The 22,238-nt window shown below is 60.3% G+C and carries 18 protein-coding genes; 10 read left to right on the top strand and 8 right to left on the bottom strand.

Features of this window, described 5'->3' with window-relative positions; genetic code table 11:
• Positions 1–44: 44 nt before the first annotated feature.
• The 4 genes from V6R85_RS20945 (at position 45) to chrA (ending at position 4,691) form a co-directional block, all read left to right on the top strand.
• Complete coding sequence (locus tag V6R85_RS20945; protein ID WP_112958711.1) at positions 45–1,913, top strand: tyrosyl-tRNA deacylase; 1,869 nt, start codon at positions 45–47, stop codon at positions 1,911–1,913.
• Between the two features lie 217 nt (positions 1,914–2,130).
• Positions 2,131–2,673 (top strand): hypothetical protein, encoded by a 543-nt coding sequence (locus V6R85_RS20950; protein ID WP_111781190.1) that lies wholly within the window; start codon positions 2,131–2,133, stop codon positions 2,671–2,673.
• Positions 2,674–2,813: 140 nt separating this feature from the next.
• The gene (locus tag V6R85_RS20955; protein ID WP_087745469.1) at positions 2,814–3,296 is read left to right on the top strand and encodes a hypothetical protein; all 483 of its coding nucleotides are present in this window, start codon (positions 2,814–2,816) and stop codon (positions 3,294–3,296) included.
• Between the two features lie 165 nt (positions 3,297–3,461).
• The gene (gene chrA, locus V6R85_RS20960; protein WP_111798448.1) at positions 3,462–4,691 is read left to right on the top strand and encodes a chromate efflux transporter; all 1,230 of its coding nucleotides are present in this window, start codon (positions 3,462–3,464) and stop codon (positions 4,689–4,691) included.
• A gap of 3 nt (positions 4,692–4,694) precedes the next feature.
• Here the strand turns inward: chrA and V6R85_RS20965 are convergent, their stop codons facing one another.
• Entirely contained in the window at positions 4,695–5,576 is an 882-nt protein-coding gene (locus V6R85_RS20965) for a LysR substrate-binding domain-containing protein (protein ID WP_099086931.1), read from the bottom strand.
• Between the two features lie 133 nt (positions 5,577–5,709).
• Between V6R85_RS20965 and ampC the strand changes: the two genes are divergently transcribed.
• Together ampC and V6R85_RS20975 are read left to right on the top strand one after the other, a co-directional pair.
• Positions 5,710–6,867: a class C beta-lactamase gene (ampC, locus tag V6R85_RS20970; protein WP_112958710.1), complete on the top strand. Its 1,158-nt coding sequence runs from the start codon at positions 5,710–5,712 to the stop codon at positions 6,865–6,867.
• 249 nt (positions 6,868–7,116) lie between these two features.
• On the top strand, positions 7,117–8,439 hold the full coding sequence (locus V6R85_RS20975; RefSeq protein WP_111785143.1) for a solute carrier family 23 protein: 1,323 nt from the start codon (positions 7,117–7,119) through the stop codon (positions 8,437–8,439).
• An 81-nt stretch (positions 8,440–8,520) separates the two neighbouring features.
• On the opposite strand, the gene V6R85_RS20980 is transcribed toward V6R85_RS20975, so the two are convergent.
• From V6R85_RS20980 to V6R85_RS20995, 4 genes are all read right to left on the bottom strand, one after another.
• Positions 8,521–9,093, bottom strand: coding sequence for a cytochrome b (locus V6R85_RS20980; RefSeq protein ID WP_080864989.1), 573 nt, complete (start codon positions 9,091–9,093; stop codon positions 8,521–8,523).
• Between the two features lie 66 nt (positions 9,094–9,159).
• Positions 9,160–10,698, bottom strand: a complete 1,539-nt coding sequence (locus tag V6R85_RS20985; protein ID WP_060723478.1) for an MFS transporter — start codon at positions 10,696–10,698, stop codon at positions 9,160–9,162.
• Positions 10,699–10,862: 164 nt separating this feature from the next.
• Positions 10,863–11,927 (bottom strand): ATP-binding protein, encoded by a 1,065-nt coding sequence (locus V6R85_RS20990; RefSeq protein WP_060723477.1) that lies wholly within the window; start codon positions 11,925–11,927, stop codon positions 10,863–10,865.
• The gene (locus V6R85_RS20995; protein ID WP_003508238.1) at positions 11,924–12,613 is read right to left on the bottom strand and encodes a response regulator; all 690 of its coding nucleotides are present in this window, start codon (positions 12,611–12,613) and stop codon (positions 11,924–11,926) included. The genes V6R85_RS20990 and V6R85_RS20995 overlap by 4 nt, the downstream gene beginning before the upstream one ends.
• 163 nt (positions 12,614–12,776) lie before the next feature.
• Between V6R85_RS20995 and V6R85_RS21000 the strand changes: the two genes are divergently transcribed.
• Together V6R85_RS21000 and V6R85_RS21005 are read left to right on the top strand one after the other, a co-directional pair.
• On the top strand, positions 12,777–13,943 hold the full coding sequence (locus tag V6R85_RS21000; protein ID WP_087745456.1) for an efflux RND transporter periplasmic adaptor subunit: 1,167 nt from the start codon (positions 12,777–12,779) through the stop codon (positions 13,941–13,943).
• A 14-nt stretch (positions 13,944–13,957) separates the two neighbouring features.
• Positions 13,958–17,038 (top strand): multidrug efflux RND transporter permease subunit, encoded by a 3,081-nt coding sequence (locus tag V6R85_RS21005; RefSeq protein WP_174055154.1) that lies wholly within the window; start codon positions 13,958–13,960, stop codon positions 17,036–17,038.
• A 43-nt stretch (positions 17,039–17,081) separates the two neighbouring features.
• Here the strand turns inward: V6R85_RS21005 and V6R85_RS21010 are convergent, their stop codons facing one another.
• Positions 17,082–17,966, bottom strand: a complete 885-nt coding sequence (locus V6R85_RS21010) for an SDR family oxidoreductase (protein WP_111794088.1) — start codon at positions 17,964–17,966, stop codon at positions 17,082–17,084.
• Positions 17,967–18,073: 107 nt separating this feature from the next.
• Here V6R85_RS21010 and V6R85_RS21015 point away from each other — a divergent pair, with 107 nt between their 5' ends.
• The gene (locus V6R85_RS21015; protein ID WP_112488830.1) at positions 18,074–18,892 is read left to right on the top strand and encodes a helix-turn-helix transcriptional regulator; all 819 of its coding nucleotides are present in this window, start codon (positions 18,074–18,076) and stop codon (positions 18,890–18,892) included.
• Between the two features lie 15 nt (positions 18,893–18,907).
• On the opposite strand, the gene V6R85_RS21020 is transcribed toward V6R85_RS21015, so the two are convergent.
• Together V6R85_RS21020 and V6R85_RS21025 are read right to left on the bottom strand one after the other, a co-directional pair.
• Positions 18,908–20,461, bottom strand: coding sequence for an FAD-dependent monooxygenase (locus tag V6R85_RS21020; RefSeq protein ID WP_112958775.1), 1,554 nt, complete (start codon positions 20,459–20,461; stop codon positions 18,908–18,910).
• A 322-nt stretch (positions 20,462–20,783) separates the two neighbouring features.
• Positions 20,784–21,485 (bottom strand): MgtC/SapB family protein, encoded by a 702-nt coding sequence (locus V6R85_RS21025; protein WP_236760043.1) that lies wholly within the window; start codon positions 21,483–21,485, stop codon positions 20,784–20,786.
• 224 nt (positions 21,486–21,709) lie between these two features.
• On the opposite strand from V6R85_RS21025, the gene V6R85_RS21030 reads away from it, so the two are divergent.
• Positions 21,710–22,231 carry a YqhA family protein gene (locus tag V6R85_RS21030; RefSeq protein WP_003508248.1) on the top strand — a complete coding sequence of 174 codons (522 nt, stop codon included), beginning with the start codon at positions 21,710–21,712 and terminating at the stop codon, positions 22,229–22,231.
• Positions 22,232–22,238 lie beyond the last annotated feature (7 nt).

The following is a 22,238-nucleotide window of genomic DNA, read 5'->3' on the forward strand; positions in this document are numbered from 1 at the left end:
AATCCCATGACTCTCCGTAACCACCCATCAACAGGAGCATGAAAATGAACAATGTCGTGACTTTCGAAAGCCGGACCGCCCAGATCAACAGCGCAATCGACGCCGGCGTCGATGCGATCGTTTCGCAACCGAATTTCAGCCTTCCCAAGTCGGATACGGCGCTTGTCCGGTCCTATGTCGATAAGGTCCAGGGAACCTATGATGTCGAGCGCGCCAAGCGCGACACCGACAATGCGATTGATCTGCTTTACATCGCCTACAACACAACACCGCAGGAAAACGGCGATATTCGCGTCCGCATCAGCGCTATCATGAACAGGCTGATCACGTCGCAGCAGAAAAGCGAAATAGTCATGAAGAATGCGATGGAGGCGGCGACCCGCATCGGTCTGTCTATCGCCGATCTTTTCCCGGACTGGCTCGATGTCAGGGAAGAAAACGATCAGGCCGAAATAAAGGCATTCGTCTCCAACGATCTGATAAAGCTCGCAACGGGCATCCGGGATAGGGCGCTCAGCGTTCGAGACGAGCTTCTTGCCCTTGCTGCGACCTATGACGCCATCATCAGGGACACGGCCCAAACCACGGATATGAGCGAAACAGCCTTGAGCAAACGCCTCGCCGATAAAGCGGTGATGGAACGGGAAATCCGGGAGGCGGACGCACGACGGGAACAGCTTGAATCGCTTGTCAACGATCTCAAGGAACAGGTTGCGGCATTCGAAAAGAAGGCTCGGGAATATGAGCAGCGGGCCAATACGGCCGAGCAGCGTGCTTTTGTCATGTCGATCGTCCGGGTCGGCGCGCAGATGATTTCAAGCGCGATTCCCGCCATTGCCATGGTGGCAGGCGGTCCCGCCTCCATGCTGGCCTCGTCGGTTGGCGGCGCACTTTCAGGACAATCCAAGGCCGGACAGGATACGGACGGGCAGGGGCAGGGCGGCGGCTCCCGCACCCCGTCAGGCGGCGGAAGCAAGGCCGATGCGGCCGCCAAGCAGAGCGAGCTTTCCGAAAAGAAAGCCGAGCTTCGCAAGAGCGAGGAAAAACGCGACGCTCTGAAGGGAGATGTCAAGTCGCTCGAGGACGCCAAGGCAAAGCTTGCGGACGACGCGGAAAGCGCCGACCCCAAATCGAGCAAGGCCATCGAGCTTGCCGAACTCGATAAACGTCTGGCTGCACGCGCCGCGGAACTCAAGGCGCAGGAAGAAAAGATCGCCGCTCAGCAAACGGTTATTTCCAGCCTGCAGGCCTCGCTCGATGCTTTGGACAAGGGGCTGGGCAAGCTTTCCGAAGAGCAGCAGCAGCAGGCGGCCAGCCTGCGCGAAATCCAGATGCAGATGATCGACAAGGCGGAGGCCTATGAGAAGGAGCGCCGTACCCAGGCGGCCGAGCTCATCAGGATCAACGCCCTCCTGAAGGGAAAGCAGGCAGAGGATGACAAGATCAAGCTTGCGGTGCAATCGCTCAATGTCAGCATTTCGGCGCTGAAACGCATGAAGGAAATCGTTGAAGAAATAGCCTTCTTCTTCAAGGGCTTCGCCGATTTCATGCAAGCGGTTGCAGATGATGCCCAGCATCAGATCACCGGCATTGAAAATGTCGCCGGGCAGGAGACGCTGCGAAAGAACCGCTTCGCGCAGCTCATCCGTTCTGTCGACGAGTTCTTCGTCAGGCAAACCGCCCAGTGGCACGCGGTGGTGATCGTCTCCGACCGCTTCAACCGCAGCTTTGCCGAAGGATGGTCGAAGCTGAACAAGTTGCAGGGCGGATATATCGACAGTGCCAATCTGCCGGCCTATCTGGCAGGTGTCGCGGAGAAGCTCTCGGCCATCGTCGCCGAACGCGAGGCCGCTGCGGACGCAAAAATCGCGTCGCTGCAGGCCTATCGTCAGGATCTGAGCAAGACCGCCTGATCCCCTGAGACCCTGCCGTTCCCTTTCCGGCCCGGCAGGAAGCGCATCCATGGTCTCAGCCGGAATCGTCCCCCTTGGCATGGATCATGGGCATGTCCTGCCGGCGCATATGCCGGCAGGACGGCCGCCGGAACTTCGACATTCACCAAATCAACGACGGGCACCGGGCCGCCATCGAAGCGCGCCATGCCGCGTCATTTTCAGAAAGGAGAAGACCATGCCGACAGTCAACAACCCTCCCGTTTTGGTGCCTCAGGACACCCCCGCCTGGTGCTTTGCCGCCGTCGAGCAGATGGTGCGGGCCTATCGCGGGCTTCCTGCGGCCACCCAATACGACATTGCGAGACGCAATACCGCAGCGCTCGCGACCGTCGATCCACAGGTTCAGGAACGCTGGGAGCTGGCGCAGGTTCTGGATCAATCCGCCGGCATCCTTGAACTGGGCGGGGCAAATCCGAACAGCAATATCGTCAAGCTGGTGTCCAGCCAGTGGAACGCCTTCGATCACACCACGACCGGCGGCCATTTCGTCAACGGTCTGACGGCCGATATCGTCAGGAGCGAGATCGATAACAACCGCGTCTTCGTGATCGGAACCGAATACCACTATTACCTCGTCTACGGCTACACCGTGAACGGCAAGGATCTCGAACTGCATATTCTCGACCCATGGCCGGCCGGGAGGGGCGGCGCCAGAACGCGCCTCGGCCTGCAGGAGTTTTTGGGCATGCCGGCCCGCGTCGCCATCACCTTCGGTTAGGCCGGCAAGCCGAACACTAACCGCATTCCCATCGATTGCCGGAGATATCCCGGCACCCAATCAACACAGAATCCCACCATGCGATCCCGCACGTCAACGTCCGGAAACAGGTGGCTCATGTCCCAAAAAAGGAGACAAACATGCCAATTCTCAGCAATTTCGTGGTCAAGCATATCCGGCCCTTTGGTGAAGCGGGCTATGATGCTTTCGGCAATGCGCAGACCATCGAATTCCTCTCAAGCCTCGGCCTCAGCACGGGGGATATCACCAATATCTTCGCGGCATGGCGTCTGGCGGCCCTGGCCGATCCCGTCGGCGAGAGCAATCTTCTCGTTGCGGCAGCCAATGCGCTGGCGCAGGCGCGATGGGAGAACCTCTATGAGACCCAGATGAGCACGGTGCTGTTCCTCGATGATGTCCAGCTTGAATCCCTCAGCCATCTCGAGCCCGGTCCGAACCGCAACTTTTCGTGGCGGTCGCCGACCCCCATCGCCGCCGCGGTGACCATCCACAACGGCAGCAACAGGCATCACATCATCTGGGAGGCAACGGGTTTTTCCGGCGGCACGGATGAAAATGGCTGGATTTCGCACTTCACCGACTTATTGCCGACCGAGCGATAGGCCCTTCGTCGAATAATCGCCAGACGACGCCGGAAACTTCTCGCAACTTTCCGGCGTCCCTGCCGCCAGCCCCTTCATATCCCTGTCATAATGGTGTCTGATACCAAAACCGTCTTGAGGCCGATATGTGTTGACGAATAGCCGTTGCACGCAGGGAGTTCTTTCGTGAAATCGTCAACACGAACCATAGAGACCGAAGTGCGCAGCCAGAGACACGGCACGCCCGGCGAGGTTTTTGCGGCCTTCCTGAAGCTCGGCGTCACCTCTTTCGGCGGCCCCATCGCCCATCTTGGTTATTTTCGCGATGAACTGGTTGTGCGGCGCAAATGGATCGATGAGGCCGGTTACGCCGATCTCGTGGCGCTGTGCCAGTTTCTGCCCGGCCCGGCCTCCAGCCAGGTGGGGTTTGCGCTTGGGCTGTTGCGCGCAGGTCCGCTCGGCGCGCTGGCGGCCTGGACGGCATTCACATTACCATCCGCCATTCTCCTCCTTCTCTTCGCCATGGTTGCCGCCTCCATTGATGGGCCGGTCGGCACCGGCCTCCTGCATGGGCTGAAAATCGTCGCCGTCGCCGTCGTGGCGCAGGCGGTCTGGGGTATGGCGAAAAGCCTCGCGCCGGATCGTGAACGCGCCAGCATCGCGCTGGCCGGCATCGTCTGCGTGGTGTTTGTCGCCGGCGCCTTCGGGCAGGTTCTGGCGCTTGCCATTGGGGCCGTTGCCGGGCTGGTCTTCTGTCGTTCCGATGCCGCGGGGCAGGCCACCCATCTCGCCTTCCGGGTGCCCAAAAGCGTCGGATACGTAGCGCTTGCCGCCTTCGCCCTGCTTCTCGCCCTCCTGCCGCTGCTTGCGGCTGCGGCAGCTTCACAGGGCCTCTCCTTGTTCGACGCCTTTTATCGCGCCGGTGCGCTGGTTTTCGGCGGCGGCCACGTGGTGCTGCCGCTGCTGCAATCGGAAGTCGTCGCCACAGGCTGGGTCACGGAAGATGCCTTTATCGCGGGTTATGGCGCAACCCAGGCCGTGCCCGGTCCGCTCTTCACCTTCGCCGCCTATCTCGGTGCGGTGGTGGGGCCGCAGCCCAACGGTGTTGCGGGCGCGGCGATCGCCCTTGTTGCGATCTTCCTTCCCGGCATGCTGCTGCTCGTCGGCGCGCTGCCCTTCTGGGAAGGGTTCCGCAAGCACCTTCTGGCGCAGGCTGCCATGCGTGGCGCAAATGCCGCCGTCGTCGGCATTCTTGGCGCGGCGCTTTATGATCCGGTCTGGACAAGCGCCATCTTCACCCCGAAGGATTTCGCCCTGGCGCTGACAGGCTTCATCCTGTTGACGATCTGGAAAACACCGCCATGGGCCGTGGTGGTCCTCTGCGCGGCCGGCGGCGTTCTACTTGCCTTGATATAGTCGTCATACTGCGGTGCCCATGGTCTCGAACATCCAGCCGGAAAAGGCCTGCATGGCGGGTGTGGGCGGTTTCGACTGCAGCCGGGTCAGCCAATAGCTTCCGAGCGAAATGGTAACCGGAAAAGGCTGGATGATTGCACCGGAGGCGAGATGCCGCGAAAACATCGATGGCGGCGCCAGCGCCACGCCGAGCCCCTGCAGGGCGGCTTCCATCATGCCCAGAGACGTGTCGAAAACAATGCCTGCATTCACCTGTGCTGCAGGCGTTATGCCGGCGGCCGCAAACCAGTTGCTCCATTCATCGGCCCTGTAGCTGCGCAGCAGCGTCGTTTCCATCAGATCGGCGGGCGTTTTCAGCGTCTCCGCCAGTTTCGGGGTGCAGAGTGGGGAAAGAGGCGCCTCGAATAGTCGAAAGGCATCCGTGCCGTGCCAGGAGCCCTGGCCGAAACGGATGGCGAAATCCAGCCCTTCAGCCGCCATATCGACGCGGTTGTTATTGGTGGAAACCCGCACATCGATGAAGGGATGCTGCTTTTGAAACGCCTGCAGCCGTGGCAGCAGCCAGCCCACGGCAAAGGTTCCCACGACACCCAGAAACAGCAGCTCGCGCACCTGTCCGGCCTCAATCCGGTCGAGCGTCGTCGCCATCTGGTCGAAGGAGCTGGTCACCGTCGGCAGCAGGGCCTCACCTTCGGCGGTAATTTTCAGCCCGCGTGGAAGCCGCTGAAACAGCGCAACCCCCAGCCGCTTTTCCAGCCCCTTCACCTGCTGGCTCACAGCCGCCTGCGTCACGCACAGTTCGATGGCCGCGCGGGTGAAGCTCAGGTGCCGGGCGGATGCTTCAAAGGCCCGCAAGCCGTTCAGGGGAAGAAATTGCCGAACCATTCAAGACCTAGATTTTCTTGTGTCTCTTCCGAGATATCATGATTTGTTCGTGCAATGTAGGGCGGTTAAACGTTTTTCGCTGGGGATGGCGAACAAGCCGAAAATCCACTCAAGGTTTTGGAGAATGCGAAAGATGAAACTTAATCGCAGACATATCGCACTGGCTGCGTTGCTCTCGACGAGCCTGTTCACGCAGGCCTTTGCCGCCGATGAAACGAGGCTGAAAGCGATAGCGGATGCCGCGATCAAGCCGGTCATGGAGAAGAACGGCATCCCCGGTCTTGCCGTTGGTATCAGCATTGATGGTCAGAGCCACATCTTCACCTATGGCGTCATGTCCGAAAGCACGAATGAGCCCGTGACCCCGCAGACGCTGTTCGAACTCGGCTCCATCTCCAAGACATTCACCGTCACGCTCAGCACCTATGCCGAGATAAACGGCCAGCTCTCGCTTTCCGGCAAGGTTGAAGATTATCTTCCCTCCATGAAGGGCAAGCCTTTCGGCAATGTCGGGCTGATGCATCTCGGCACCCACACCGCCGGCGGCTTTCCGATTCAGGTGCCCGACAACATCAAGACGGAACAGCAGTTGCTGGCCTATCTGAAGGCCTGGAAACCCTCCTACAAGCCTGGAACGCACCGAACCTACGCCAATCCCAGCATCGGAATGCTGGGATACATTACCGCAAAAGCCATGGGCCAGAGCTTTGATGTCGTCATGCAGGACACGTTGTTCCCCGCGCTCGGTCTGAAGAACACCTTCACCGTAGTGCCCAAGGCAAAGATGGTCGACTACGCACAAGGTTATAAGCGAACCGGCGAACCGGCCCGCATGACGCCCGCCATTCTTTCATCCGAGGCCTACGGCGTCAGATCGACAGCGCAGGACATGATCCGCTTCGTCAACGCCAATATGGGTCTGGAAAAGCTGGATGGAAAAATCCAGCAGGCGCTCACCAACACCCATACGGGATATTTCAGCGTCGACGCCATGACGCAGGATATGGTCTGGGAGCAATATGCCCATCCAACGCCGCTGAAGACGCTGCGAGAGCTGAACTCCGGCGCCTTGCTCAAGACCGTTCCGGTCTCCGAAATCTCGCCGCCCATGAAGCCGCGTCAGGATGTCTTCATCAACAAGACCGGCTCCACCAATGGTTTCGGCGCCTATGTGGCGTTCATCCCCAGCCAGAAATTGGGCATCGTCATTCTGGCCAATAAAAACTATCCCAACGAGGAGCGGGTTTCCGCTGCCTATGAGATCATGACGGCGCTTGAAAAAGCGCAATAAGACCGTCCGTCGATCTGGTGCTTTTTACTGGCGCGGGAGCCGATTTTTCCGCGCCGGAATGCGTAACAGTGGGTAACACGCCGTTGCCGATGACAGAGGCAGGCAATCGCGCTAACGGAGAAAAGATGCGCCGGCTGCCGATTCGATCTCGGTTACACGCGCAAATCATAAAAGCAAATCTCTGCGCGGCTACGGACTGAAACGGGAAAACCCGGGAAGCGCGTGCCGGCTGTTTCCTGGGGGGACGACATGAGCGATACCGGTGGTTATTTTCCGCGCTGGCGACTGAAAACCGAAGGGCGCATCCTGCCCGATGAGCGGCTGCCTGCGGGACAGACAGCGGTGCTCGGTCTTCAGCATGTCGTGGCGATGTTCGGTTCCACGGTTCTTGCGCCGCTGATCATGGGGTTCGATCCGAATGTCTCGATCCTGTTTTCGGGTATCTCGACGCTCATTTTCTTCATTGCCGTCGGCGGTCGTGTGCCGAGCTATCTCGGCTCCTCCTTTGCCTTCATCGGGCCCGTGCTTGTGGCAACGGGTGCAGCCGCGGGTGCGGCAAGTCCTGATATCGCGCTGGCACTCGGCGGCATCATCGCCGCCGGTGTGCTCTATGCGCTGATCGGCGTCATCGTCATGATCGCTGGCCATAACTGGATCGAAAAGCTGATGCCGCCGGTTCTGACCGGCGCGATCGTTGCGGCAATCGGTCTCGTTCTCGCCCCCATTGCGATCGCAAGCGCTTCCGGCTCCGGCCCCGGCAACCCCGATGGCGACCAGCTGTCGCGCTGGATTGCGATCCTGACTGTCACATCGGTCGGTGCGATTGCTGTCTATGCCCCCGGCATGGCGCGCCGTTTGCCCATTCTTCTCGGCGGCGCGATTGCCTATCTCGCTTATCTCGTGCTCGCCAACGGCTTCGGCTTTGGCAAGTCTGTCGACTTCTCGGGCGTGGCGGCTGCACCGTGGTTCGGATTGCCGACATTCACCGCACCGGTGTTTTCAGGATCCGCGATTGCGCTGATCGCACCGGTCGTCGTCATTCTGGTGGCGGAAAATCTCGGACATATCAAGGCGATAGGCGCGATGACCGGGCAGAACCTTGATCGTTATCTCGGCCGCGCCTTTATCGGCGACGGCATTGCGACGATGTTTTCAGGCGCCTTCGGCGGAACCGGCATGACGACCTATGCCGAAAACATGGGCGTCATGGCGATAACCCGCATTTTCTCGACGCTCGTCTTCATCGTTGCCGCACTGGTTGCCATCATTCTCGGCTTCTCTCCGAAATTCGGTGCGCTCATTCAGACTATACCGGGGCCGGTCATCGGCGGCCTTTCCGTCGTGGTCTTCGGCCTCATCGCGGCGACCGCCGGACGGATCTGGGTTGAAAACAAGGTCGATTTTTCCGAACCCCGCAACCTCATCACCGTGGGTATTGCGCTGGTATTGGGCGCGGGCAACTTCAAGCTTAATGTCGCCGGCTTCACGCTTGATGGTATCGGCACGGCAACAATTGGGGCGATTGCCTTTTACCACCTGCTGGGCCTTGGCAGGCCGGCGTCGGACAAGTGATTGCCTGCCGCCTGAACATCCACCATCTAAAGAGGCAGCATCGGTTTTCCGATGCTGCCGGAATTTATCGGTCAAGCCCCGTCACAACATGCGCGGAAGCACATCGGTCGGGCCGCGCCTGTCCATGAGCCTGTGTTTGAGAGCACCCAGCACATGAAGGCCGATCAGGATCAGAATTGCGTAAGCGCCGTATCGATGCAGCGTTTGGAAAATCACGAAGGCGCTGTCGTTTTTGGGAAGCAGCTCCGGCAGATGTGAAATTACGAAAAACGGTACCCCGTCGCTCTCAGAAAAACTGCTGGACAGCGAATATCCGAGCAGCGGCACAAGGAAAGTCAACAGGATCAGGAGCTTGTGTACCGCATGGGAGAGAATTCTCTCCCATGGCGCCAGAGCCGCTGGCGCTGAAGGCATGATCTGCCTGTAGCGCCAGCGAAGCGCCAGATGAACGAGGGCAAGCAGCCAGACCAGAACACCGAACTGTTTATGGTTGGGATAAAAGATCGAGGCGGTGGCCATGTCGCTTTCCGGCAATCGCGTCATGTACCAGCCGGATGCGATAAGCCCGATGATGAGCGCCGCCCTTACCCAATGCAGACAGCGTATCGGCAGGGGATATTTTACGGCTCGGCTCTCATTGATGATGTGTGACATCGCAATATCTCCTTGATCGAGGTCCATTCGGCCCGATTGATTTTGGCGAATGATGAAAAGACGGGCTCAGTGGCCCGCCTTCACATTTTTCAGGGCAAAGAAGACCGCTGCCGAAAGCAGACCGATCAAGGTTCCCGCCGCGGTCAGCAGAACCGCATGCGCCTGTGAAAAGGCGCTCTTGCCGGCGGTTACCAGAGCTGCCGCGAGGTCTTGCGGCAATTTTCCCGCCAACACGTAGGTATCGCCGATCGAGTGGCTTGCCGCGTCGGCCAGTTGTGGCGGAATGCCGGCCGGCAGCACCAGCGCCCCCATGTAGATCGCCGATAGCGCCACGCCAAAGAAAGTGATGCCGAGGCCCGCGCCGAGTTCGTAACCCGTTGCCTCCAGGGAGCCGGCAGCGCCCGCCTTTTCAGCCTCAACTGCGCCCATGATGGCAATCGACGAGGCGGTCAGGCCGATGCTGAGGGATAGGCCGAGCAATGTCAGGCATGCCGGCACGGCGAGGCCCGGATCATGGAAATCGGACTGCGCCAGCGTCACAAGGCAGGCGGCTGCAACAAGAAGCGAGGCGCTCGCAACCGCCCGAAGGCCGAGACGGTTCGACAGGAAGCCGGCAACCGGGCCGCCAACGGCCGCCGCGACCATGATGGGCAGCATGAAGAGGCCGGCCTGCAGCGGCGACTTGCCGAGGACGAACTGCAGCTCCTGCGCAAGCGTAAGCTCGACGCCCGCAAGCGCTCCGGCGGTGACGACGGCCATGCCGACACCCGTGACGATGGCCGGGCGGGAAAAGAGCGTCACGTCAAGCATGGGTTCTGCGACGGAGAGCTGGTTGCGAACGAAGATTGCAAGGGCAGTCGCGCCGATCAGAAGGGCCAGTCCGACGATTGCGAACGGCTCTTTACCGCTGAAACCGGTTTTGGCGGCAAAGACCAGTCCGATGATCCCCACGATCAAAAGCAGGGCCTGGCTTATCTGCCATTTGCCCGGAGAGAGGATTTCCTTTTCCGGGAGGATGAAGGCGATGATCGGCATGATCACAAGCACCACGGGAACATTGATGAGGAAGACCGATCCCCACCAGAAATGCTCGAGAAGGGCGCCGCCCACCAGCGGGCCGACCGCCGCACCCGCTGCGCCGACCGTTCCCCAAAGGCCGAGCGCCATGGCGCGCTCGCCCGGATCTTCGAATGTGCGCCTGATGATGCCGAGCACGCAGGGCATGATCATCGACGCGCCAAATGCAAGCAGGATGCGTCCGGCGATCAACATCGACGGCGTAAGCGAAAACGCCGCCACGACGGAGGCGAGGCCAAAAACGAACAGGCCCGTCAGCAGCATTTTCCTGTGGCCGATCCTGTCGGCGAGGGTGCCCATCGGCACCAGCAAACCGGCCATGAGCAGCGAATAGATATCGATGATCCACAGGACCTGTGTGGTCGATGCCTGCAGCGCAAGCGTCAGCGACGGCACGGCGATATGCAGGATCGTCATGTCGAGAACGACAGGCAGAAATGCCAGCATGACCGCAATGAGAATGATCCACCGGTGCGCATGAAGCGGCGAGGGCGGGGGGACGTGGTTCGGGTCGAAAGACACCGTCATTGTTTTCACCATCAAAATGCCAGATCGCGGCAGTGAGACGTCGCTGTTGCGGCGGCGACTACTTCCGCAGCCTGAACGCTACCGGCTGCGCTTTGTGGTTTCATGGAGGAAGTGTGGAGAATGTGTGGAGATGGGCGGCAACCGGCAGCGGGCGCTGGTTGCGGTCAGGACACTGGCTGACCGAGCGAAATTTCGAACATGGCGCCGCCTTTTTCAGATGGCGCATAACGTATCTTGCCGCCGTGAGCCTCCACGATTGCGCGAACGACGGAAAGGCCGAGCCCGTTGCCGCTCTCTTCCGTCAAGCCGGTCTGGCTACCCCTTCGAAACGGTTCGAAGGCGCAAGGAGCGATATCACCGTCAAGCCCGGGCCCTTCGTCCGTGACCCGCAAGACCGTGACACGGTTTTCAACGCCAAGGCTTATGTCGATCGCGCCGCCCAGGGCGTAACGGCGCGCATTGGTGATGAGCGCAAGGAGGGCCTGTCGAATGCGCATGGTATCGGCCCGCACCACCATATCGGAGAGGTGAAGCCGAAGCTCGAAACCTTCCTGCCTCAATTCCTGTTCCAGCACGGCGGCAAGCTGCTCTATTTCTTCCTTCAGCCGCACGGGTTCGATACGCAGCTCGAGATGGCCGCTATCGGCAAGTGTGACGGTGCGCAGATCCTCGACAAGCCGGGCAAGGGAATCCACCTGCAGCACGAGACCCTGAAGCGACGTCTCATCCGGTTCGAACACACCGTCGATCATGCCGCGCAGTTGACCTTTGAGGATAGTGAGCGGCGTGCGCAACTCGTGGGCAATGGTTGCATTCCAGAGCTTCATATCCGCCGCCATATCCTCCAGACGCTGGGCCATGGCGTTGAAGTCCTCGACGAGATGGGCTGTCTCTCCCAAAGAATGATCACCCGGCAGGGCGCGCGCCGAAAGATCGCCGTCCTTGATGCGTCTCGCGCTGTGGGCGAGGGATTCGAGCGGCTGCAGAATGCGCCGGGTCAAGCGGACGGAGGCGATGGCGGCAACGATGAGGGCGATGAAGATCAGGGCGGAGAGGATGATGAAATCAACGCCCGTCAGCCAGTTGTCCTCGCTTTCAGACCAGGGATAAAAATAGAAGATGATGCTGAAGGCGATGTAGGTGCCGAAAAAGACCACCAGGCCGGCAATCACCGTCATTGATGACATGGCCAGCAATATTTGGCGGCTGAGGCCTTTTTTCAGCATCATGGCTCGACCGCCAGACGATAACCGACACCTCGAATGCTGGCCAGCATGCCTTCGCCACCGGCCTGCTCGAGTTTCTTGCGCAGTTTGCTCAAGTGGCTGTCTATCGTGCGGTCCAGCGCATCCGAACCGGGCAGGCAGGCATCGACCAGCTCGCCGCGTGTAAAGGCCTTGGTCGGCGTGCGCGCAAGATGCGCCAGCAGCCTGAATTCGGTCAATGTCAGCGACAGGCGAATGGTGGCATCGTCTTTTTCGATCTTTGCCTCGTAGCTGTCGAGATCGATGGTCAGGTTGCCGACCCGAACGACGGCGCCCGCCTGCCTGAGCCCCGCGCGCCGCAGCACCGCCTTTGCCCGTGCGACAACTTCGATGGGATTGAACGGCTTGACGATGTAGTCATCCGCCCCGATGCGCAGCCCCTGAAGACGATCAACATCCTTGTCCAGTGCTGTGACCATGATGACGGGCGTATGGCCGCGCCTTTGTATCTCCGCCAGAACCTCCCAGCCATCCAGCCGCGGCATGGAGACATCCGCCAGCACGATATCTGGTTTCAGGGCGCGATGAAGTTCCAGCGCCACCTTGCCGTCACGGGCATGCACGGTGCGGAAACCTTCGCGGGTAAAATAGGCTTCGAGAATGCCGGCGATCTTCATGTCGTCTTCAGCGATCAAAACTAGTTCTGCCATCGTCTTCAAACTCCTTGATACATCCATGCCACCGAACGGCCACGCCGTCGAGTATTGGGTGCCGGCCTCCACAAAGCCGCAACAAAACCTCCACAAAGCGCAAATGCACAGAGCCTAGATAGCCGCCATCGAGCTCGTTGTTTAAAATGGATGGTGGATACTCATGCGACGCGGATCATACTTCTGGAAACTTGGCGCGCTGTGCCTGCCGATCTTTCTTCTCTGTGCCTGCAGCGATAACGGAACGGGTGCCGGTGGTGCCGCCGAAACGACGCCGCCCGCACGCGTCAGCGTCATGACCGTTCAGCCGGAACCCGTGACGGTCTACGACGAACTGCCCGGCAGGGTGTCGGCCTACCGCACGGCGGAGATCCGGGCGCAGGTGAGTGGCATCATCCAGAAGAAGCTCTTCACGGAAGGTGCCTTCGTGGAAGCCGGCACACCGCTTTTCCAGATCGATCCCGCACCTTTTTCAGCCGATGTAGACGCTGCAACCGCCGTGCTGGCGCGGGCGGAGGCGGAACTTCTGAACGCACAGGTTAAATACGAGCGCGCCAGATCGCTGTCTTCGCGCGAGATCACCAGTGCGGAATCCTTCAATAACGCCACCGCCGCCCTTGCGCAGGCGAAGGCGAATGTCGCGGAAGCGGGCGCCATTCTCGCCCGGCGAAAGCTGGAGCTTTCCTATGCGACGCTGCGCAGCCCGATCAGCGGGGTCATTGGCCAGTCCTTCATGAGCGAAGGCGGACTTGCCTCATCCTCGGCAACTGCACCATTGGCGGTCATTCAGCAGATCGATCAGGTCTATGTGGATGTTCGCCAGTCAGCGATGAGCCTGGAGGCCCTGCGTGACACGGCTTCCGGGGCGGGCACCGAAAATCCGGACGAGTTGCCGGTGAAGATCATCACCATCGCCGGCAAGCCGTTCGGCCACGATGGAAAGGTCCTGTTCTCCGACATCTCCGTCGACAGCGCCACGGGCAGCCTCGGCATTCGCATCCTCGTTCCAAACCCGGAGGAACAGCTGCTTCCGGGCATGTATATCCGCGCGATGGTTCCGCGCGCCATATACGGCGCTGCGATCCGCGTGCCGCAGGAAGCAATCATCCGCGATCCGGCCGGACGGCCGCAGATCGTTGTTGTCGGCGCAGACAAGACCGGTGCGCGCCGCGCGGTGGAACTGGGGCCGCTGGCCGACGGTCGATACATCGTCACGGGAGGCCTTGCCGCCGGAGAAACCATCGTCGTTCTGGGGCAGGATCGCGTCCAGGGCGGACAGCCGCTCGAAATCTCGCCCTTTTCCCCTGCCGCCCCAGAGACCCGAACCTAAGGAGCGGACAGATCATGCCGCAGTTTTTCATCAACAGGCCTGTTTTCGCCTGGGTCATCGCCATTCTGATCGTGATCGCGGGGGTGATGTCCATCCCGCAACTGCCCGTCTCACGGTTTCCCGTCATCGCTCCGCCCAGCGTTTCGATCTACGCCACCTATACCGGCGCCACGCCGCAGACGATCAATGACAGCGTGACGAGCCTGATCGAACGCGAACTTTCGAGCGCGAAAAACATCCTCTATTTCGATTCATCCGCCGACTCCTCGGGTTCGGCCACCATTACCGTCACCTTCAAGCCGGGCACCAATCCCGAGCTTGCGCAGGTGGATGTTCAAAACCGGCTGAAGGCCGTGGAACCGCGCCTGCCGGAACAGGTCCGCCGCGCCGGACTGACGGTGGAATCGGCATCGTCAGGATTTCTGATGATCGTTTCGCTGAAATCGAGGGACGGCTCGCTCGACGCTCTCGCTCTCGATGATTATCTCGTCCGCAACATTGCGCCGGAACTGAAACGTGTCGGCGGTGTCGGTCGCGTGCAATCCTTCGGGTCCGAAGCGGCGATGCGTATCTGGCTCGATCCCGTCCGCCTTGTGGCCCATTCCATCTCGATGGCCGAGGCGACACAGGCCATACAGTCGCAGAATATTCAGGTCGCCCCCGGCCGTCTGGGTGAAACGCCAACCGTGCCGGGCCAGAAGGTCAGCGTGCCGCTCAGCGTAAGCGGTCAATTGCAGACGCCCGATGAATTCGCGCAGATCATTCTGCGTTCTAACCCAGACGGCTCCAGGCTGACACTGGGAGACGTAGCGACAATCGAAGTCGGATCACAGACATCGAGCTTCTCCATCCTCGATGGCGGCAAACCTGCGACGGCCGCTGCCATTCAGATGACGCCCGGCGCCAATGCGGTGAGCACCTCGACCGGTGTGAGGGAGCGTCTGGCGGAGCTTTCCACGACCATGCCGGAGGAAATGGAGTTCGCCATCTCCTATGATACGGCACCCTTCGTGAAGGTTTCGATAGAGAAGGTAGTCCAGACGCTCGCCGAGGCCATGGTCCTGGTTTTCCTGATCATGCTGCTGTTTCTCCAGAACCTGCGTTACACGCTTATTCCCGCCATCGTTGCGCCGATCGCGCTTCTCGGCACATTCGCGGTCATGCTGGCGATCGGCTATTCGATCAATGCCCTGACCATGTTCGGCATGGTTCTGGCAATCGGCATCATTGTCGATGACGCCATCGTGGTCGTTGAAAATGTCGAGCGCCTGATGGCTCAGGAGGGCCTGTCGCCGCTTGAAGCGACGCGCAAGGCGATGACGGAAATATCCGGCGCGGTCATCGGCATCACGCTGGTCCTGACCGCCGTCTTCCTGCCGATGGGCATGGCCTCCGGTTCGGTTGGAGCGATCTACCGGCAATTTACCGTCTCTATGGCCGTATCGATCCTGTTCTCGGCATTTCTGGCCCTCAGCCTCACGCCCGCTCTGTGCGCGACCCTGCTGAAGCCGGTCGGTCACGATCACCATCAGAAGAAAGGTTTCTTCGGCTGGTTCAACCGCGCCTTTGAGCGCCTGACCGCGCGTTATGCCGGCTGGGTCGCCATCCTTGTGCGCAAGATCGGGCGTACCATGGTGGTTTACCTCGCTATCATCGGCGCGGTTGCCTATGGATATGGCACGCTCTCGACGGCCTTTGTGCCGGATGAGGACCAGGGTTCCTTCATGACATCCTTCACCCTGCCGGCGGAGGCCACGGCCGAGCGCACCCGCGTCGTCGTCGACCTCTTCGAAAATCACGTCAAGACCCGGCCTGACATCGCCAATAATCTGACGGTGATGGGTTTTGGTTTCTCGGGCTCAGGCCCGAACACGGCGATGTCCTTCACCACGCTCAAGGAATGGGGCGAGCGCAAGACAGGCGTGGACGACGAAGTCGGCGCTGCGACGAGCGCGATGGCGGCCGCCGACGAGGGGCAGATATTCAGCCTCAAGCCGCCCGCAATCGATGAGCTCGGCACGACATCGGGCTTTGCGTTGCGGCTGCAGGACCGCGCCAACCACGGGGCGAATGCGCTCGGCGAGGCTGCGGCCCAACTGACCCGGCTTGCGGCGGAGAGCAAGCTCGTGACCGATGTCCGCATCGATGGTCTTCCCAGCGGCCCGAGCGTCACCGTGAACGTGGACCGGCAGAAAGCGAGCGCGCTCGGCGTGTCCTATTCGACCATCGCCGATACGCTCGGCGGGGCCATTGGTTCGACCTATGTCAATGATTTCCCGCGCGATGGACGCCTGCAGCAGGTGATCGTGCAGGCCAGGGCCGCAAGCCGCATGCAGGTGGATGACGTGCTCAACCTCCACGTCCGCAACGATGCCGGCAAGATGGTTCGCCTTTCGGAAATCGTCACGCCGCAATGGTCGACAATGCCGCTGCAGTTCACCCGCTATAACGGCTATCCCTCGACCAGCATTTCCGGCTCCGCCGCATTGGGCGTATCCAGCGGTAAGGCGATGGAAGAAATGGAACGGCTCGCAGCCAAATTGCCCAAGGGCTTTGCGGTTGAGTGGACCGGTCAATCGTTGCAGGAACGCCAGTCCGGTGCGCAGGCGCCCATGCTGATGGCGTTTTCGTTCCTCATCGTTTTCCTTGTTCTTGCAGCACTTTACGAAAGCTGGACGGTGCCGCTTTCCGTCATGCTCGTCGTGCCGCTCGGCATTATCGGCGCTGTCATTGCGGTGCATCTGCGCGGGCTGGAGAACGACGTGTTCTTCAAGGTCGGCCTGATCACGCTCATCGGGCTTTCGGCAAAAAATGCCGTGCTGATCGTGGAATTTGCCCGAAAACGCCAGCAGGAGGGGCAGACGCTTACTGATGCCGTCATTGCGGCATCACGCCTGCGTCTGCGGCCGATCGTGATGACATCGCTCGCCTTCACGCTCGGCATCGTGCCGCTTGTCATCGCCAAGGGCGCGAGTTCGGAGACGCAGAACGCCATCGGCACCGGCCTTTTCGGCGGCATGATTTCGGCGACCGTGCTGGCGGTGCTCTTCGTTCCCGTCTTTTACGTCGTCGTGGCCCGTCTGCGCCGCAACTGATGCTGGAGGCAGGCGTCCGCCTCAGCGGACGCCTGCCTCCAGATTAGTAGTCCATGGCTCTGAGATCATCGAGCAGGTTCGGCCCTTTCGGCTCCCAGCCGAGCTTCTTCCGTGTCAGGGCGCTGGAGGCCCTGAGATCCATCGAAGCGAACAGGGCAAACCAGCCGAAATGGCCGGCGGCCTCATCTTTGCCTATGGAAACGAGTGGCAGCCCCAGCCCCTCGGCAACGATCCCGGCAATATCGCGCACGACAACGCCTTCTTCCGCCACGGCATTATATCGAGCACCCCGTTCACCCCGAACGAGCGCCATCACGTATAGCTTTGCCACATCGTCCACATGACCGGCGGACCAGCGATTGCCACCGTCTTCGACATAAGCGACGACGCCTTTGTCGCGCGACATCTCGATATAGGGCGAGATAAGACCCTGCTTCACCGTGTCATGCACCTGCGGAAGCCTGATGACGCCGAGATTGACGCCCGCCTGCAATAGCTCCTGGCCCGCCAGTTCGGAGGCGATGCGCGGGTTGAAATGATGCGTGTCGAACACATTCTCCCGTGCAGGTTCGCCATTGCCGGGATCACCCATGCCAACCCCTGAGGTGATGAGCATCGGCCGTTCGGAGCCAGCCAATACAGAGCCCAGCGCCGCGATCACCCGGCGATCCTTTTCGCAATTGGCGGCAAAATTCGCAAAATCATGATCGAAAGCCGTATGGATGACGGCATCGGCAGTTTCCGCACCCGCGGCAAGCCCTGCTGCATCTTCCAGCGTGGCGATATGGGCGGAAGCGCCTGCGGCCTGCAGCGCTCTTGCGCCGGCCTCCGAGCGGGTGAGACCGATCACCTCATGGCCACTCGCCAGCAGTTCGCGAAGAATCCGGGAGCCGATGAACCCGGTGGCACCTGTCAGAAAAACACGCATATAAATCTCCCGCGTTGACGGGAGAGGTGATCTCATGAAGAATTGTCCTGTTAAAGTAGTGACCTTATCATGGTATAATTCTCAACAGGCTGCGGCGGGGAAATGCAATGACGGACAATGCACTCAGCACCTTCCTGCGCGATCGTCGCCTGCGGCTTGATCCCGGAACCTTCGGTTTTCCCATCGGCCGCCGCCGCACACCGGGCCTGCGCCGGGAAGAGGTTGCCCAGCGCGCCAACATAAGTCCGACCTGGTATACCTGGCTGGAACAGGGTCGTGGCGGTTCGCCCTCGGCGGATGTGCTGGATCGCATCGCCAAGGGATTGATGCTGACCGATCCCGAGCGCGATCACCTGCATATACTGGCCTTCGGACATCCGCCCGAGCAGCGTTACCGTCAACCCGAGACCATAACGCCCCGGCTACAGGGCGTGCTAGACGCCATGCCCTTCAGCCCCGCCATCATCAGGACGGCGACATGGGATGTTCTGGCATGGAACCGGGCCGCCGCCCTCATCCTGACGGATTACAGCAAACTGGGGAGGGAGAACCGCAACATTCTGCGTCTGATCTTCTCCGATGAACGGGTGCGCACCGCCCAGGAGGACTGGCGCAATGTCGCCCGCTATGTCGTCGGCGCGTTCCGGGCGGATGCTGCGCGCGCCGGCGCGGGGGCCGGCATCCAGCAACTGGTCGATGAGCTCTCTGCCGCCAGCCCCGAATTCAAGGCCATGTGGGATGACAATGAGGTCACAAGCATGCATGAGGGCCTCAAGCGCCTCCACCACCCGGTTCTCGGAACGATCGAACTGGAGTTTTCAAGCTTTGCGGTGGAGGGACGCTCGGATCTCAACATGATGGTCTATAATCCCGCCAATCCCGAAATGACCGAACGGTTTCGCTCGCTGATCTCAAAATCCGCTTGATCCCATCACGCCGTCCTATCCACAATCGGGGCGCTCCAGTTCCAGAACCGAGACGCCCAGCCAGCGAACGATACTCTCTTCAAGTTCCGCCTCGTCGGGGGTGGCGTCACAGGCCCATGCGACAATGCCATCGGGGCGTACCAGCAAGGCACTCAGTCCCATTCGATCTTCGGCATCCACCGCAACGTAGTCTAGCCGATCAGACCAGCGTTCCGCGACATTGCCGAGCATTGGGCGCGCATCGAAATCGAGTAGCACCGCATGGCAGCTCCGCAGGTGCTCATTCAGTCTTGTGCCGTCAAGGAGCGCGAAATCCGGCGCGCTGCGGCCGACAAGGGCTTGGGGAGAGCCAAGATCGTAGCGGATACCGATGCCCCAGACGCGCTCGGCGAAATAGGTTGCGCCATCGCGCGTGGCGGCGAGATCGCGGATGATGCCTTCCAGCGCCCGCGAGCTTCGGCTGGGCCGCATCAGCGCCACCTGCGCACGCGACCAGTCCAGAACCTGCGAGGCTATGGGTTGGCGCTCGCTGGCATAGCTGTCGAGCAGGTCCGGCGATGCGTCGCCGCGGATGACCGCAGCGAGTTTCCAGCCAAGGTTCATCGCGTCACCAAGGCCGAGATTGAGCCCCTGGCCGCCCAGTGGCGAGTGAATGTGGGCGGCATCGCCCGCCAGCAGCACGCGTTTCCGGCGATATTCCACCGCCATGAAGGCGCGGTCGGTCCATGTGGTGGCCAGATCAAGCCTTGTTACCGAAACATCCGTGCCCGAGACCCTGCGCAGCACCGCTTCGACATGTTCACGCGTGATCGGTGCGGAACGATGAAAGGCGCCACCGTCGAAATCGGCCATGGCGATCGTACCTGTTGGCGTGAACATGTACATGCCAGCAGTGGTATAGTGGCGGCCGGGCTTCAGCGCCCCGGCATCGGCCAGTTCGACCTGCGCGGAATAGCCGGTGAATTCGGGTTCAGTGCCGGCAAAAGCGATCCCTGCCACCTTACGCACTATGCTGCGAGCGCCATCGGCGCCGACAAGCCAGCGGCCCCGAAACACCGCGCCGCCCGCCTGAACGGCGATATCCTCCTCGGATTGCTTGAAGCCTTCCACGGCAAACCCACGCCGTATCTCGACGCCCAGAGCTTCGGCCCGCGCCGCCAGAACGGTCTCTATACCCGCCATATCGGTGGCAAGGTTGCTAGCCGAACCGGCAAGGCGATAAGGCCAGCGTTGCGCGTCGATCTGGTCGTGAAAAAACTGGATGCCCGCGAAATGCCCGGCGGGCCGCCGCTGCCCTTTCATCCAGTGCGCCGTCCCAGGTGTGTCACGGCCTGCCTCCCGCTCTTTGATCGCCTCGAGCAGACCGCGTCGATCAAGGCTTTCGATCGTCGGCACCGTCAGGCCGCGCAGGCCGAAGGGAGGCCGTTTCAGGGGTGAATCCGGATATGGCGATGCTTCGAGAACCAGCACCGAGCAACCGGCCTGCCTTAACTCGCAGGCGAGAAACAGGCCGACCGGGCCAGCGCCGACGATCAGGACGTCATGAAAACAAATAGAGGGTATATGCACGGTCGGACTCCTTCAGTCGATGTTCGACCGGAGCGTTTCTCCAACCCGAGACCCACACGGACGAACAGATGGATGCACAATGCATCCTTCGTTCGTCGCGGGGATCTCCGACCAGAGGCCAAAGACCAGAGCTTCCGTTACCAGAAGGACTTGGGCTTACCAAACCAAGTCTGCCTTTTCCGACGGGGCCAAAATAGCGCAATGACTGGCGGTATGCAACGGATGCCGTTTTCGAGGCCAGTGAGGGCCATGCCAACGGTTTGAAGGCATCCAACCGACGCCGCAGTTGCGGTAGGTTCTCTCCACATGCGGATTGAATGCATTATCTGTAAGCGCAATAGAGGACTGTTGGGGAAAGACTGAGTGATTGAACAAGCGCGCTGACGACTTCGGTATCGATCACTTCGCCTGAAATAACGATCTCGATGGTAATCGTCTGATCAAGCGAGTTACTGCGCCGTGCAAGCGATTTGACCGATAGCTGGTGATCTCCGATCTGCGCCATCAGGCACGCCCGGACCTCGGCTTCGTTTTCGGCGGCCGTGCGAACCTCGATCGTATGTTGTTGTGCGGTGATTGGACCATGCGGAACGACCCTTGCAACCAGCCGGACCAATTTGGGAGACGTTATGTTGATCAGCAAGATCAGGAGCGTGGCTTCGGCCGCTTCGAACAGTTCTCCGTAGCCGGCCAAAACGCCGATCGCTCCGGTCGCCCAGACAGTTGCTGACGTGCTGAGCCCACGGATGTTATGGCCGTCGCGCATGATCAAGCCGGCGCCAAGAAAACCTATTCCCGTGACGACCTGGCCACCCATTCTGATGTCTTCGTTGACGTTGAGTATTGCAGGCAGCGCGCAATAGGCTGCGGCGCCAAAGGCGACAAGCGCATGCGTCGTCAGCCCGGTCATGCCTTGTCGCCATTGTCGCTCGAGGCCGATTATCGTTCCGAATACGACGGCCGCAATCAAGCGAACCGAAATGGATAACGTGTCATGGAGCCAAGGGATGAGGTCATTGATCAAGTGCGCCACCCGCCGATTTTTACACGCGCTACAAGTCTAAACTCCAGATTTTCCGAATGCGTCCAGCATAGAAACACTTATGAAACTGATGAAGTCGACCCCAAGATTTCATGAATTATATTGGGTGCTGCAGCATTCTTGCAGTGCCGATCATAGTTGAGGCACAGTGTCTGCAAAAGCATGCAGGAAGTTGGAAGTCCGGCGCACTTGCGGGGAGATGGGGCATGTTGACACTTCTGCTAAGCCTTCGATACGTCATGGCCCTTGCGTCTGTCGGCGTGATTGCAGCCTCGTCGCTTATGTTCTGGGAAGGTTTGTCGGCCATCGGCAAAGCCTTCGTCCAGGTTCGGACGAACCCCGATCAGGTAATTGTCGCAGCGGTGTTGCAGGGCGTCGACAAATTGCTCTTCGCTGTTGTTCTTGTGATTTTCGGCTGTGCAATTACGGTCGGTTTCGTTGTCAGTTCAACCGCAAACTGGAGAGCGCAACTCCCTCCCTGGATGCTGATAGAAGGCGTCGCCGAACTCAAGAATCTCTTCTTTCAGATGATCATTCTCTATCTCGTCGTGCATTTCGTGACGCTGGTCGCGGAATTGGAGGAGATGCCCGATTGGAATGCATTGGTGTTACCGGTTTCCATCCTTCTCCTCGCGGCTGCCATGAAGATCATCGCGACGACACACGGTTCGTCGCGCCATGTTGCGGAGACCAGCGACGTCAACCGTTCTTCTGCGGGAGACGACTAACTCACTA

Source organism: Agrobacterium sp. CCNWLW32, from assembly GCF_037083425.1.
Classification (GTDB): domain Bacteria; phylum Pseudomonadota; class Alphaproteobacteria; order Rhizobiales; family Rhizobiaceae; genus Agrobacterium; species Agrobacterium radiobacter.

Coding starts and splice junctions, on each gene's coding strand:
- V6R85_RS20945 (WP_112958711.1), top strand. CDS start 45: ATGAACAATGTCGTGACTTTCGAAAGCCGGACCGCCCAGATCAACAGC.
- V6R85_RS20950 (WP_111781190.1), top strand. CDS start 2,131: ATGCCGACAGTCAACAACCCTCCCGTTTTGGTGCCTCAGGACACCCCC.
- V6R85_RS20955 (WP_087745469.1), top strand. CDS start 2,814: ATGCCAATTCTCAGCAATTTCGTGGTCAAGCATATCCGGCCCTTTGGT.
- V6R85_RS20965 (WP_099086931.1), bottom strand. CDS start 5,576: ATGGTTCGGCAATTTCTTCCCCTGAACGGCTTGCGGGCCTTTGAAGCA.
- ampC (WP_112958710.1), top strand. CDS start 5,710: ATGAAACTTAATCGCAGACATATCGCACTGGCTGCGTTGCTCTCGACG.
- V6R85_RS20975 (WP_111785143.1), top strand. CDS start 7,117: ATGAGCGATACCGGTGGTTATTTTCCGCGCTGGCGACTGAAAACCGAA.
- V6R85_RS20980 (WP_080864989.1), bottom strand. CDS start 9,093: ATGTCACACATCATCAATGAGAGCCGAGCCGTAAAATATCCCCTGCCG.
- V6R85_RS20985 (WP_060723478.1), bottom strand. CDS start 10,698: ATGACGGTGTCTTTCGACCCGAACCACGTCCCCCCGCCCTCGCCGCTT.
- V6R85_RS20990 (WP_060723477.1), bottom strand. CDS start 11,927: ATGATGCTGAAAAAAGGCCTCAGCCGCCAAATATTGCTGGCCATGTCA.
- V6R85_RS20995 (WP_003508238.1), bottom strand. CDS start 12,613: ATGGCAGAACTAGTTTTGATCGCTGAAGACGACATGAAGATCGCCGGC.
- V6R85_RS21000 (WP_087745456.1), top strand. CDS start 12,777: ATGCGACGCGGATCATACTTCTGGAAACTTGGCGCGCTGTGCCTGCCG.
- V6R85_RS21005 (WP_174055154.1), top strand. CDS start 13,958: ATGCCGCAGTTTTTCATCAACAGGCCTGTTTTCGCCTGGGTCATCGCC.
- V6R85_RS21010 (WP_111794088.1), bottom strand. CDS start 17,966: ATGCGTGTTTTTCTGACAGGTGCCACCGGGTTCATCGGCTCCCGGATT.
- V6R85_RS21015 (WP_112488830.1), top strand. CDS start 18,074: ATGACGGACAATGCACTCAGCACCTTCCTGCGCGATCGTCGCCTGCGG.
- V6R85_RS21030 (WP_003508248.1), top strand. CDS start 21,710: ATGTTGACACTTCTGCTAAGCCTTCGATACGTCATGGCCCTTGCGTCT.